This is a genomic window from Allobosea rubneri (genome assembly GCF_032464875.1).
Classification (GTDB): Bacteria; Pseudomonadota; Alphaproteobacteria; order Rhizobiales; family Beijerinckiaceae; genus Allobosea; species Allobosea rubneri.
In genome coordinates this window covers 36,757-50,169 of the sequence record NZ_JAWDID010000018.1, presented here as the reverse complement: position 1 = coordinate 50,169, position 13,413 = coordinate 36,757, and the positions used below count along the sequence as shown (strand labels likewise).

General features: G+C 67.4%; 12 protein-coding genes. 5 read left to right on the top strand and 7 right to left on the bottom strand.

Annotation, left to right across the window (positions count from 1 at the left end; all coding sequences use genetic code 11):
• Positions 1 to 46: 46 nt before the first annotated feature.
• From RKE40_RS13800 to RKE40_RS13770, 7 genes are all read right to left on the bottom strand, one after another.
• Positions 47 to 559, bottom strand: coding sequence for a cupin domain-containing protein (locus tag RKE40_RS13800; protein ID WP_316018811.1), 513 nt, complete (start codon positions 557 to 559; stop codon positions 47 to 49).
• A gap of 175 nt (positions 560 to 734) precedes the next feature.
• Complete coding sequence (locus RKE40_RS13795; protein ID WP_316018810.1) at positions 735 to 1,004, bottom strand: formate dehydrogenase subunit delta; 270 nt, start codon at positions 1,002 to 1,004, stop codon at positions 735 to 737.
• Positions 1,001 to 1,843 (bottom strand): formate dehydrogenase accessory sulfurtransferase FdhD, encoded by an 843-nt coding sequence (fdhD, locus tag RKE40_RS13790; protein ID WP_316018809.1) that lies wholly within the window; start codon positions 1,841 to 1,843, stop codon positions 1,001 to 1,003. Before fdhD ends, RKE40_RS13795 begins: the two co-directional genes overlap by 4 nt.
• Entirely contained in the window at positions 1,830 to 4,712 is a 2,883-nt protein-coding gene (fdhF, locus tag RKE40_RS13785) for a formate dehydrogenase subunit alpha (protein WP_316018808.1), read from the bottom strand. The genes fdhD and fdhF overlap by 14 nt, the downstream gene beginning before the upstream one ends.
• A gap of 10 nt (positions 4,713 to 4,722) precedes the next feature.
• Entirely contained in the window at positions 4,723 to 6,294 is a 1,572-nt protein-coding gene (locus RKE40_RS13780) for a formate dehydrogenase beta subunit (RefSeq protein ID WP_316018807.1), read from the bottom strand.
• On the bottom strand, positions 6,291 to 6,767 hold the full coding sequence (locus RKE40_RS13775; protein ID WP_316018806.1) for an NAD(P)H-dependent oxidoreductase subunit E: 477 nt from the start codon (positions 6,765 to 6,767) through the stop codon (positions 6,291 to 6,293). Before RKE40_RS13775 ends, RKE40_RS13780 begins: the two co-directional genes overlap by 4 nt.
• A gap of 235 nt (positions 6,768 to 7,002) precedes the next feature.
• A complete protein-coding gene (locus tag RKE40_RS13770) occupies positions 7,003 to 7,917 on the bottom strand; it encodes a LysR family transcriptional regulator (RefSeq protein WP_316018805.1) in 915 nt (304 codons plus the stop codon).
• 233 nt (positions 7,918 to 8,150) lie between these two features.
• On the opposite strand from RKE40_RS13770, the gene RKE40_RS13765 reads away from it, so the two are divergent.
• The 5 genes from RKE40_RS13765 (at position 8,151) to RKE40_RS13745 (ending at position 13,411) form a co-directional block, all read left to right on the top strand.
• Positions 8,151 to 9,674, top strand: a complete 1,524-nt coding sequence (locus RKE40_RS13765) for a xylulokinase (protein WP_316018804.1) — start codon at positions 8,151 to 8,153, stop codon at positions 9,672 to 9,674.
• A 123-nt stretch (positions 9,675 to 9,797) separates the two neighbouring features.
• Complete coding sequence (locus tag RKE40_RS13760) at positions 9,798 to 10,577, top strand: SDR family NAD(P)-dependent oxidoreductase (RefSeq protein WP_316018803.1); 780 nt, start codon at positions 9,798 to 9,800, stop codon at positions 10,575 to 10,577.
• A gap of 8 nt (positions 10,578 to 10,585) precedes the next feature.
• Entirely contained in the window at positions 10,586 to 11,533 is a 948-nt protein-coding gene (locus RKE40_RS13755) for an ABC transporter permease (protein ID WP_316018802.1), read from the top strand.
• A gap of 34 nt (positions 11,534 to 11,567) precedes the next feature.
• Positions 11,568 to 12,509, top strand: a complete 942-nt coding sequence (locus RKE40_RS13750; protein ID WP_316018801.1) for a sugar ABC transporter substrate-binding protein — start codon at positions 11,568 to 11,570, stop codon at positions 12,507 to 12,509.
• 140 nt (positions 12,510 to 12,649) lie between these two features.
• Positions 12,650 to 13,411: an ATP-binding cassette domain-containing protein gene (locus RKE40_RS13745; protein WP_316018800.1), complete on the top strand. Its 762-nt coding sequence runs from the start codon at positions 12,650 to 12,652 to the stop codon at positions 13,409 to 13,411.
• Positions 13,412 to 13,413: the final 2 nt, after the last annotated feature.

Below are 13,413 nucleotides of genomic sequence, written 5' to 3'. Positions count from 1 at the left end.
GCGGGTCTGTGTCATTGCAGCGTCTCCTTCGGCGCCAAGGCGCCTTTCACTTATGCTGGTTGAAGCTCGCATCGGTCCAGCCGAACACGGTGCGCGCCTCGATCTCGGCGACGTTTTCCGGCCGCGGGAAGGGCTCGGGCGCCGGTTCGCCGGTCCTGCGCGGCCGGCCGATCTGTGCGAAGAACTCGTCCAGCCCGCCCGGCATGATCAGCCACAGGAAGGTCAGCGGCTCGTCATGCGGGTTGAGGAAATGATGCTTGCGGTCGCGGCCGACGAAAACGCAGGAGCCTTCCTCGAGCGGATGATCAACCCCGTCCATGCGGGCGATGCCGCGCCCCCGGACAACGAAGATGATCTCCTCGTTGCGATCATGGGTATGCTCGCGGATGAAGGAGCGCGGCGCCACGGTCTGCGTCCCCATGGCGAAGCGGTTCTCGCTGGAGACGGCCTTGTCGTTGAGCAGGTTGCGCACGAAGCCGTTGGCCGGGACCGGCTGCCAGAAGCTCTCGCCGTCCTGCGCGCCAAGCACCTTGATCTCGCCGGCAGGTCGCTCTGTCATCGCCGTATCCCCTCGCCCGGCAAGGCCGGTACAGCGATCGTGCAGCCGCCTGCAACAATGTTGTAGGGGCGTTTGATCATAGCCGGGTGTGCGGGGACGCAGACCAGACGCAGCGTCAGGTCACGGCATTTTCGCCTCGCTGGGCGCCGGGTTCGTCAGCTGGTGGCGGCTCTGCTCAGCCGGCGGCCGCCACCCGGACCTTGGTGCGAGCCTGCCGCACCAGCGGCGACAGGGCGGACGCATCGTCTTGGAAGCCGGTGCGAAAGTCCTCGCGCATACGCCGGGTCCAGAACTGGTTGATGTGGTCGGCGATCGCGTCGACCGCCTCGGCTTCCGGATAGGTCTGGAAGAACTCGGCGATCTGGTCGGCCATGCGCGCGAGCTTGGCGAGCTGGTCGCTCGGCAGGCCGTGGGCATGCGCAGCGTCTGTAAGGATCTCGGTCATGGCGCCTCGGCCTCCACGGGGTTGGCCAGCGCGCCGGCGAAGATGCGGGCCGCGTCCTCGCGGGCGACGCAGACCAGGGTCAATCCGAGCACCTTTGCCCGCTCGATCGCGAGCGAGGTTGGCGCCGATATCGTGACGAGCGTCCCGGCGCCGAAGATCGCCGCCTTCTCGACCATCTCGAAGGAGGCGCGGCTGGTGACCAGCACAAAGCCGTCATTGGCCGGGTGGCCCGCCCGCAGCCGCGCGCCGATCAACTTGTCGAGCGCGTTGTGACGCCCGACATCCTCGCGGGCCGCCAGGATCGTCCCGTCGCGGCCGCACCAGGCGGCGGCATGGACCGAGCGGGTCAGCCGGTGCAGCGGCTGATGGCGCTCGAGGGATCCAAGCGCGGCAGCTATCGCCGCAGGCGTGATCGGCGTCGCGCCGCCAGCGCGCGCTTCAGCCGCCGGCAGGTCGGCAAGCGCCTCGACACCGCAGAGACCGCAGGAGGTGCGGCCGGAAAGATTGCGCCGCCGTGCCAGATGCTCGCGGAAGCGGCCGGGCGCCAGCTCGACCGTGACGATGATGCCGTTGGCCTGCGGGGATACCGCGATCCCCCTGATCTCGTCGCCGCTACGGATGATGCCTTCGGTCAGGCTGAAGCCGACGACGAAATCCTCGAGATCCGACGGCGTCGCCATCATCACGGCATAGGGCAGGTTGCCGTAGACGATGTTGACCGCGGCCTCGACCGCGACTTCGGCGCTCGCGGCCTCCGACCGGCCGGAGGCGAAGCGCAATGTCGAGGCCGGCGTCGCGACGCTCGCCGGTGGCTGGGCTGGCGGGCTATTCCGCGGCATCGGGCAAGCGTCCCGCGATCAGGCGCAGCGAGACGTCTTGCTCGCGGTTGCGCTCCTGCCATTCCGAATAATAGTTCGTCCGCCGCACCTCGACCGCCGTCACCTTGTACTCCGGGCAGTTGGTCGCCCAGTCGGAATAGTCGGTGGTGATGACGTTGGCGCCGGTCGAGGCGTGGTGGAAGGTGGTGTAGACCACGCCCGGCTGCATCCGCTCCGAGATCTCGGCGCGCAGCGAGATGTCGCCCGAGCGGCTGGCGAGCGCGACGAGGTCGCCATCCTTGATGCCGCGGCTCTCGGCGTCGAAGGGGTGGATCTCCAGCACGTCCTCGTCATGCCAGGCCTGGTTCTCGGTGCGCCTGGTCTGGGCGCCGACATTGTATTGCGAGAGGATGCGCCCGGTGGTCAGGATCAGCGGGAAACGCGGGCCGGTTCGCTCCTGCGTCGGCACATATTCCGTGATCATGAACTTGCCCTTGCCGCGCACGAAGCGGTCGACATGCATCAGCGGCGTGCCCAGCGGCGCCTTGTCGTTGCAGGGCCACTGCACCGAGCCGAACTCCTCGAGCTTGGCGTAGCTGACACCGGCGAAGGTCGGGGTCACCAGGGCGATCTCGTCCATGATCTCGCTCGGGTGGGCGTAGTTCATTTCGAGGCCCAGCGCCCGCGCCAGATCGATCGTGACCTGGAACTCGGCCTTGCCCGAGAGGGGCGTCATCACCTGGCGGACGCGGTTGATGCGGCGCTCGGCATTGGTGAAGGTGCCGTCCTTCTCCAGGAAGGAGGAGCCCGGCAGGAAGACATGGGCGTACTTCGCCGTCTCGTTCAGGAACAAATCCTGGATGATGACGCATTCCATCGCGGCGAGACCGGCCGTGACATGCTGGGTGTTCGGGTCGGACTGGGCGATGTCCTCGCCCTGGACATAGAGCCCCTTGAAGCTGCCGCCAACGGCATCGTCGAGCATGTTCGGGATGCGCAAGCCCTGCTCGGAATCGAGCTGGACGCCCCAGAGCTTCTCGAAGATATCGCGCGTGGCGTCGTCGGAGACGTGACGGTAGCCGGTGAACTCGTGCGGGAACGAGCCCATGTCGCAGGAGCCCTGGACATTGTTCTGGCCACGCAGCGGATTGATGCCGACGCCCTCGCGACCGATATTGCCCGTCGCCATGGCAAGGTTGGCCATCGCCATCACCGTGGTCGAGCCCTGGCTGTGCTCGGTGACGCCGAGGCCATAGAAGATGGCGCCGTTGCCGCCGGTGGCGTAGAGGCGGGCCGCGGCGCGCAGATCAGCGGCCGGCACCCCGGTATATTGCTCGCTCGCCTCCGGTGAGTTGCGCTCCTCGGCGACGAAGCGGGCCCAGACCTCGAAATCGGCGAGATCGCAGCGCTCGCGGACGTAAGTCTCGTCGATCAGCCCCTCGGTGACGACGACATGGGCGAGCGCGTTGACCAGCGCGACATTGGTGCCGGGCCTGAGCTGGAGATGGTACTGCGCTTCGATATGCGGCGACTTGACCATGTCGATCCGGCGCGGATCGGCGACGATGAGCTTGGCGCCCTGGCGGATGCGCTTCTTCATCCTGGAGGCAAACACCGGGTGGCCGTCGGTCGGGTTGGCGCCGATGACCAGGATGACGTCGGCCTTCTCCACGGACTTGAAGTCCTGCGTGCCGGCCGAGGTGCCGAGCGTGGTCTTCAGGCCGTAGCCGGTCGGCGAGTGGCAGACGCGGGCGCAGGTATCGACATTGTTGTTGCGGAAGCCGGCGCGCACCAGCTTCTGGACGAGATAGACCTCCTCATTGGTGCAGCGCGAGGAGGTGATGGCGCCGACCGATTCCCGGCCATATTTGGCCTGGATGCGCTTGAACTCGCTGGCGGCGTAGGCGATCGCTTCGTCCCACGAGACCTCGCGCCAGGGATCGGTGATTGCCTCGCGGATCATCGGCTTGGTCATGCGGTCCTTGTGGGTCGCATAGCCCCAGGCGAAGCGGCCCTTGACGCAGGAGTGACCTTCGTTCGCCTTGCCGTCCTTGTAGGGTACCATGCGCACGACGCGGTCGCCCTGCATCTCCGCCTTGAACGAGCAGCCGACGCCGCAATAGGCACAGGTGGTGACCTTGGAATGCTCGGGCTGGCCGAGCTCGATCACCTTGTTCTCGATCAGCGTCGCCGTCGGGCAGGCCTGGACGCAGGCGCCGCAGGAGACGCATTCGGACCCGAGGAAATCCGTCGGACCCGCTGCGACGCGCGAATCGAAGCCGCGGCCGGTGATCGTCAGCGCGAAGGTGCCCTGCACCTCGGCGCAGGCGCGCACGCAGCGATTGCAGACGATGCATTTCGACGGGTCATAGGTGAAGTAGGGGTTGGAGCTGTCCTTGGGCAGCCAGCTCTCGTTGGCATAGCCCTCCATCGTCACGGGCTTGACGTGGTTCTCGCCCTCATAGCCGTAGCGCACCTCGCGCAGGCCGACGGCGCCCGCCATGTCCTGCAATTCGCAGTCGCCATTCGCCGAGCAGGTCAGGCAGTCCAGCGGATGGTCGGAGATGTAGAGCTCCATCACGCCCTTGCGCAGTGAAGCCAGGTTCTCCGACTGGGTGCGCACGACCATACCGTTCTCGGCCGGGGTGGTGCATGACGCCGGCGTGCCGCGCCGCCCCTCGATCTCTACCAGGCAGAGCCGGCAGGAACCGAAGGGCTCGAGCGAGTCGGTAGCGCAGAGCTTCGGGATCTTGGTGCCTAGGCTCATTGCCGCCGCCATCACCGAGGTGCCGGCCGGGACGGTGACACTCTCGCCGTCGATGGTCAGCGTGACCGTGGTCTCGGCGACCCGGATCGGCGTTCCGAAATCGATTTCCTTGATCAGGCTCATCGATGTCTCCTCACTCGGCCGCCAGCGGGAGGCGCTCGGGCGGCGGGCGGTCGAAATCCTCGGAGAAATGGTTCAGCGCGCTCATTACCGGCATCGGCGTCAGCCCGCCCATGGCGCAGAGCGAGGCGTCGGTCATCAGCCGGTTGAGATCGCGCAGCACGGCGAGATTCTTCGGCCGCTCATGGCCGGCGATGATCTTGTCGACCAGCTCGACCCCGCGCGTTGCGCCGATGCGGCAGGGCGTGCACTTGCCGCAGCTTTCCTTGGCGCAGAACTCGAAGGCGAAGCGGGCTTGCTTGGCCATATCGACGCTGTCGTCGAAGACGACGATGCCGCCATGGCCAAGCATCGCCTTGATGCCGGCCAACGCCTCGTAGTCCATGGCGGTGTCGAGCTGCTTTGCGGTGAGATAGGCGCCGAGCGGTCCGCCGACCTGCACAGCCCGGATCGGGCGGCCCGAAAGCGTACCGCCGCCCATCTCCTCGATGATCTCGCGCAGCGAAATGCCGAAGGCGAGCTCGATCAACCCGCCCCGCCTGACATTGCCGCCGAGTTGGACCGGCAGCGTGCCCCGCGAGCGCCCCATGCCGTAATCGGCATAGGCCTTGCCGCCATGGTCGAGGATCCAGGGCACGGCTGCGAAGGAGAGCACGTTGTTGACGACGGTCGGCTTGCCGAACAGGCCCTGCAGGGCCGGGATCGGCGGCTTGGCCCGCACGATGGCACGCCTTCCCTCGATGCTCTCCAGCAGCGAGGTCTCCTCGCCGCAGATATAGGCGCCGGCGCCGACCCGGACCTCCATGTCGAAGCTGTGGCGCGAGCCCAGCACGGCGGCGCCGAGAATGCCGGCATTGCGCGCCTTGAGCACGGCGCGCTGCATCGTCCTGATCGCGTGCGGGTATTCCGAGCGGATATAGAGATAGCCCTTGGTGGCACCGACAGCGATCGCGGCGATCGTCATGCCCTCGATCAGCAGGAACGGGTCGCCCTCGAACAGCATACGGTCGGCGAACGTGCCGCTATCGCCCTCGTCGCCATTGCAGACGATGTACTTCTGCTCGGCCTTGGCGTCGTGGACCGTCTGCCATTTGATCCCGGTCGGAAAGCCGGCGCCGCCGCGCCCGCGCAGGCCCGACGCCTTGATCTCATCGACGATGCCTTGGCCCGACAGGGCGAGTGCCTGTTCCAGCCCTTTCAGCCCGCCATGATCACGATAATCGGCAAGCGACAGCGGGTCGGTCACGCCGACACGCTCGAAGGTCAGGCGCTGCTGGCGCTTGAGCCAGTCGAGCTCTTCGGTCGGCCCGAGGCGCAGGGCGTGCGCGCCGCCATTCTGGAAGTTCGCTTCGAACAGGCCTGCGACGTCCTTGGTCGCGACCGGGCCATAGGCGACGCGCCCATCAGCCGTCTCGACCTCGACCAGAGGCTCCAGCCAGAGCATGCCGCGCGAGCCGTTGCGGATGAGATCGACGGCGATGCCGCGCGCCTTTGCTTCCTGCGCGATGGCTTGCGCGACCGCTTCGGCGCCGACCGAAAGCGCCGCGGCGTCGATCGGAACGTAGATGCGGATAGCCTCGCTCATTGCCGGGCTCCGCACAAAGCCGCGACGCGGTCGGCGTCGACGCGGCCGATCAGCTCGCCCTCGACCAGCGCGGAAGGGCCGAGCGCGCAATTGCCGAGGCAGTAGACGGTCTCGACCACCGCATCGTGGCTGCCGCCGTGCCCGTGTCCGTCTACGACGATGCCGTGCTCGCGGGCGAGGTCCTCGACCACCATCTCGCAGCCCAGCGCCTGGCAGGCCTCGGCCCGGCAGAGCTTGACGATACGGCGCGGCGGGGGCGCCGGTCTGAAGTCGTGATAGAAGGAGATGGCGCCGTGGACATCGGCCCGCGACAGGTTGAGCGCCTCGGCGATCAGCGGCACTGCCTGCGGATCGACATAGCCGAACTCTTCCTGCAGCGCGTGCAGGATTGGCAGGGTTGCCCCTTCGAGATGAGCCAGGCCCGACACAATCGAGCGCGCCTCGTCCTGGTCCCAGGCTGGGTAATGGACCATCGTCCCTCCTCCATGCGGACCGTTCTCCGGGCCCGCGCCTTTTGAGGAAGGGTGGCGAAGTTTAGGATGATTTCAAATCGTTTGTTCTGACTGTTCGATAGTTGTGAGCTATCAAAACGATAAGTTCGGCTTCCGAGATGGGTGCGTTGTGGCGGACAAATGCCGATAACCATGGCTTATCGCGCGGCCATACGGATGGGGCGCCAGGTGCTACAGCCCGATCGATAGCTGTCGTCTATTTTATGATAGGGCGTCGCGGCAGCGCCGCCTCGGTCACCGTCTCCGACATCGCGAGCAGGTTGCGGGCAAGCGGAGCTGCGGGCTGGCGATCGGCCATGATCAGGCCGATCATGCGCTTGGCGTCGGGCGCGGTGAGCGGCAGCGCCTTGGTGCCGAGGGGGACGCCGAAGAACTCCAGCAACTGGATCGAGACGATGCTGGAAACGCCCTGGATCCCGGCATGCGAGCACAGGTTGAAGATCGAGTTGGTCTCGATCGCCGGCTTCGGCGCATGCCCGACCGAGCGGAAGATGCCGTCGATGATGCGCCGGTTCTGCATGTCCGCCGTCAAGAGGCAGAGCTTCAGCGCCGCCGCTTCGGCCCAGCTGATCGTCTCGCGCTCGCCGAGCGGTCCGTCCTCGCGGGTCAGCAGCACATAGGATTCCTGGTAGATCGGCTTGGAGACGACGCGCTCCAGCGGCTCGTTGTCGAGATAGGTCAGGCCGACATCGAGCTCGAAATTGTCGATCCCGTTCTGGATCTCGGTCGAGGTCAGCGACAGCACCGTCAGCGAGGCGCCGGGATAGCGCGTCGAGAACGGCGCGGTGATATGGGCGATCATCGGCAGGGCGGTGGGGACGGCGCCGAGCCTGATCCGGCCGCTGACGCCCTCGCGCAGCTCCGCGATAGCGTCCTTCATCTGGTCGGCCTCGGCGAGGATGCGCCGCGCATGGGCGAGTACGAGCTCGCCCTCCCGGGTCAGCCCCTGGAAGCGCCGGCCGCGCTCGACGATCAGAATGCCGAGTTCCTCTTCGAGCTGGGCGATGGCGGCCGACAAGGTCGGCTGCGAGACATGGCAGGCCTCGGCGGCGCGGCGGAAGTGCTTCTCGCGGGCGAGCGCGTCGAGATAGACCAGCTGGCGGATGATCATGCGGCGGTTGTGCCCCGGCGTCGGCGCGAGCGTTTCGTCGGCGAGTGGTTCGTGAGCATCAGCATTTCGGTAGCGGCCCGCCTTGGCAAGCGCTAGAGCCGCGAGGTCCCGTCCTGTTCGTCGGCGCAAGGCCTGGTCTGCATGAGTTCATATCTTCGACGTGCGGTGGAGGGCATCCGCTCGCGCTTGGTGCTGAGCCGCGATCTCCACGCCCCAATTGTGGAGCGTCCGGCGTGAGCGTCGTCCTCGCCTGCGATCTCGGCGGCACCTCGTTCCGGGCCGCGCTCGTCGATGCGCAGGGGCGGATTCGCGCCCAGAGCGCCATTCCGGGGCCTGTGAGCGTCGATGCGGCGGGCGCTTCCGAGATCGAGGCCGATGCCTGGTGGCGCCTGCTGATCGAGGCCTGCTCCGGGCTTGTCCGGGAGGCCCCCGAGCTCTTCGCCGCCATCGAAGCCGTGGCGATCTGCGGCATCACCCGCACCCAGGTCTTCATCGGCCGGGACGGCCGGCCATTGCGCCCGGCGATGACCTGGAAGGACACGCGCTCGGAAAGCGCGGTCATGCGGCTGCGCGAGCGGCTCGACCCGGCCCATCCCGAGACGGCGGCGATCAACGCCTTCCACCCACTGGCGCGGCTCGCCTGGCTGGGCGAGGCCGAGCCGGAGACGGTTCTCGGCCTCGCCACCGTGCTCGAACCGAAGGACTACCTGAATTTCCGCCTGACCGGCCGGCAGGCGAGCGACCCGGTCTCGCTGGCGCGCCTGCTCGCTTCTGCGGCCCCGGCAGCCGGTGGCGACCTGCTCGGCGCGATCGGGCTTTCGCCGGCGATCCTGCCGCAACTTCTGGAGCCCTGGCAACGCGTCGGTGAGGTCCAGCCCGGTCTGCCGGCGCCGCTCGACCGGCTGGTGGGACGTCCGGTGTTCTGCGCCTCGAACGACACCTGGGCGGCGGTGGTCGGTCTCGGCGCGATGCGCGACGGCTTCGCCTATAACATCTCCGGCACCACCGAGGTGCTGGGCGTGATGGGGCGGGAACCTGCCCGCGCCGAAGGCCTGATGACCGTCGACTGGCGCGGCCTGTTCCAGCTCGGAGGCCCGAGCCAGAACGGCGCCGACACCGTCTCCTGGCTGCTGTCGCTGCTCGGCCGGGACGAAGAGGGAGGCATCGGGCGCGAGATCGACGCGCTGCTCGCCGGCATTCGCCAGCCTCAGCCGCTGCTGTTCCTGCCCTATCTCCAGGGCGAGCGCGTGCCTTACTGGAATCCGGGACTGCGTGGCGCCTTCATCGGCCTCAACCGCCAGCATGGCGCGACCGATCTCGCCTATGCGGTGCTGGAAGGCGTCGCTTTCCTCAACCGGATCGTGCTTGGGCGTGCCGAGGGCGCGATGGGTGTCCCGGTTGCGGAGATCCGCTTCGGCGGCGGCGGCGCGGCAAATCCGGTCTGGAGCCAGATCAAGGCCGATATCTGCGGCCGGCCGGTGGTCGTCGGCGCCTCCAAGGAGCCTGGCCTGCTCGGGGCCGCGATCATCGCCTTCACCGGCCTCGGGCGCTTCGCCTCGCTGGGAGAGGCGCAGGAGGCGCTGGTCACCACCGCGGCCCGTTTCGATCCCGATCCCTCCCGCAAGGCGGCTTATGACGCGCTTTTCGCGCTCTATCGGCAGGCAGAGCAGGCACTGGCACCGATCTCGCAGGCGCTCGCCGGCTGGCGGCCGGGCAGCGCCGGGATTCTCACAGGCATGGGGGCGGATCGCGATTGAGGTTGCCGCATTCGATTTTGCGCCTTACCGACGGGCATCCGAACGTCCGAGATCTCTGATGCCATCGCCCGATCCCGCAGTGCCGGTTCCATCTCTTCCTCGCCCGGCAGGCAGGGCGGCCTGATGGGTCGTCCCGTCACCCTGATCACCGGGGCTTCCGGCGGCATTGGCGGCGCGCTCGCAATGACGCTGGCGCCGACGCACCGTCTCGTCCTCTCCGGGCTCGAGGCCGACCCGCTCGCGGAAATGGCGCAACGCCTCCAGGCCGATGGCGCCGAAGTCGCGGCCCTGACCGGCGACGTGCGCGACCATGGGCTCGGCCCGGCGCTGGTCGAGCTCGCCATCGAGCGCTTCGGCCGGCTCGACAATCTCGTCACCGGGGCGGGTGCCTCGCGCCCGGTGCCGATGGTCGAGATGGAGGACGAGGAGTGGGAGAAGTTCGTCGACATCAACCTCTCTGCCGTCTTTCGCATTTCCAAGGCCGTCTCGAAGCAGCTGATCGCCCAAGGCGAGGGCGGCGCCATCGTCCACATCTCCTCGATCGCCCATAGCAATGGTGGTGCGAACCTCGCCTATGGTGCGGCGAAGGGCGGCGTCGCGACGCTGACCTACGGCATGGCCCAGCAGCTTGGCCGGCACGCGATTCGCGTCAACGCGGTCGCGCCGGGCATCATCGATACGCCGATGGTGCGCGGCGGCTTCGCCAAGGAGTTCGACGCGCTGGTCGAGGGTGCCTCGCAGCGTACCCCGCTCGGTCGGCTGGGCCGGCCCGAGGACGTCGCCGGCGTCATCGCCTTCCTGCTCTCGCCGGGAGCCGCCTTCGTCACCGGCGCGCTGATCCCGGTCACCGGCGGCATCGAAATCCTCTCGCCGATCTCGGCGATCGCCAAGGGGCCGGCGTGATGGCCGGCATGAGCATGCGCGACTTCATCGGCCGCTATGGCACCGCGGTCGCGGGGCTTCTGCTGATCATCTTCTTCGTCGCCTTCGCGCCGAACTTCGCGACGACGATGAACATCGTCAACGTGCTGAAGGATACGAGCTTCCTCGCCATTCTGGCGCTCGGCTTCGCGCTCGCCTTCACCGTCGCCGAGCTCGATCTCTCGATCTCGGAAATGGCGAGCCTCGCCGCCGTGGTCTGCGGCTGGCTGGTGCAGTTGCAGTATCCGCCGCTGGTCGCTGTCGCGGCGGCGCTCGCCGTCGGCATCGTGCTCGGCTCGGTCAACGGCTACGGCGTCACCGTGCTGCGCATCCCCTCGCTGATCATGACGCTGGGTACCGCGGCGATCGCCAAGGGCTTCGCCTTCATGATCACCCAGGGCGTCGCCTTCGTCGGGCGCTGGCCCACCGGCTTCACCGGGTTGGCCCGCGGCTACACCTTCGGTATCCCCAATCTCGTGCTCTGGCTCGCCGGCGTCACGCTCTTCGCCTGGGGGCTGGTAAAGTGGACCCGCACTGGCGCCCATATGGTTGCGACCGGCGAGGCTGACGAGGCGGCGCGGCTCGCCGGCATCGCCACGGCGCGCATGAAGCGCATCGGCCTCCTGCTGGCCGGCGTGCTCGCCAGCATCACCGCCGTGCTGCTTGCGGCCAACCTGTCCTCGGCGGCGCCCAACATGGCCGGCGACTACCTGCTCTACGCGATCGCCGCCGTCCTGCTCGGCATGACCATGTTCGAGCCGGGCAAGCCGAACGTGCCGGGCACGGTCTTCGCGGCGCTGGTGCTCAAGGTGCTCGGCAATGGCTTGGTGCTGCTCGGCCAGCCCTATTACGTTCAGGATATCGTTCTCGGCCTGATCATCATCGGCTCGGTCGCCTTCTCGGCCAGCGCGATGAAGAAGGCGGCGTTCAAGGTCTAAATCAGCCATCGTAAGGCTACGGGGAGAGCTCATCATGGTCGGTATCAGGAAAATCTTGCTGGCTGCGGTCGCCGCGGTCGGGTTCGGGCAGGGCGCGCAGGCTTTCGAGCTCGGCGTCATCGGCTTCCAGTTCTCCTCGGAGACCCATGCCCGCGTCGCCAATGCGGCAGCCGCAGCGGCCAAGGCCAAGGGCTGGAACGTCACCCTGCTCAACTCGGAAGGCGCGCTGCCCAAGCATGCCGAGCAGTTCGACGCGCTGATCGCCAAGAAGGTCGACGCGATCATCATCGCCATGGGCAAGCCGGTCGAGGCCGACGCCCAGTTCAAGGCGGCCAAGGACGCCAAGATCCCGGTGATCACCGTGCAGTCGGGCGCGAGCCCGCATGCGCTCTTCGACATCCAGACCAACGAGTACAAGGTCGGCGCCGAGGCTGCGCTCTATCTGCTCGGCCAGCTCGGCTATCAGGGCAACATCGTTTCGGCCCGCTTCGACCTGAACGTCGCCTCGCGCATCCGCGGCAAGCTGCTCGACGCCGTGCTCTCCGAGAACCAGGCGGTGAAGGAACTCGGCAAGTTCTCGATGGCCCGCACCCAGAGCTGGCGCGACGATGTCCGCGCCGGCATGCAGGCGCTGCTCCTGCAGAACCAGGGCAAGATCAACGGCATCTGGGCTTCGTTCGACGGCCAGGCCTACATCATCGACGACCTGCTGCAGGCGCAGGGCGTGAAGAAGGGCCAGATCCCGCTCGTCTCGGTCGATGGCGGCAAGGAGACCTATGCCCGCATCGCCGACCCGGCCTCGACCTTCATGGCCACCGTCTCGATCCCCTTCGAGGAGATGGGCAAGCAGGCGGTCGACGCGGTCCAGACCATCGTCGTCGACAAGAAGCCGAAGGAAACCATCACCTCCGGCCCCTACCTCTTCACCGACGCCGTGCTGGTCGACAAGAACAACGTCCAGCAGTTCCTGAAGTAGAGCTCGCAACGAGCTTTTCGTCGTCATGGTCGGGCTTGTCCCGACCATCCACGTCTTCGACACGCGATCGTGCCGTACAAGACGTGGATGCTCGCCACAAGGGCGAGCATGACGGGGAGTGAACCCCGGAGCCATCTGCCATGACCGCCACCCCCCTCCTGTCCCTGCGCGGGATCGGCAAGAGCTACGGCCCGGTCGTGGCGGTGCGCGAGGTCGATCTCGACATCCATCCCGGCGAGGTCGTGGCGATCTGCGGCGACAACGGCGCCGGCAAGTCGAGTCTGATCAAGGTGATCTCCGGCGCCGAGGAGGCGACGGCGGGCACGATCTTCATGCGCGGCAAGGAGGTCGTCTTCGCCTCGCCGAATGATGCGCTGAGCCATGGCGTCGCGACGATCTACCAGGACCTCGCGCTGGCGCCACGTCTCTCCATCGCCCAGAACGTCTTCATGGGCTCGGAGCTGACGAAGCCCGTGCTGCTGCCCTTCCTGCGCGTGCTCGACAAGAAGAGGATGGCGCAGGAGGCGCGCGGCTTCCTCAAGCAGCTCTCGGTCACGGTCGAGGACATGGACCGGCCGGTCGAGCGCCTCTCCGGCGGCCAGCGTCAGGCGGTGGCGATCTCGCGCGCCCTGCGCTGGAAGGCGGAGATCATCATCATGGACGAGCCGACGGCGGCGCTCGGCGTCAAGGAGACGGCGCTCGTCCTCGACCTGATCCGCAAGCTCAAGGCCGACGGCAGGACGGTGCTGCTGATCAGCCACAACATGCGCGACGTGGTGGCGCTCGCTGACCGGGTGGTGATCATGGGCGCCGGCCGAAAATACGTCGACCAGCCGCTCGGCGACCTCACCGCCGACGATCTCAGCCACATGATCATGGCCGGCAACGCCCGCGCCGCCTGAAC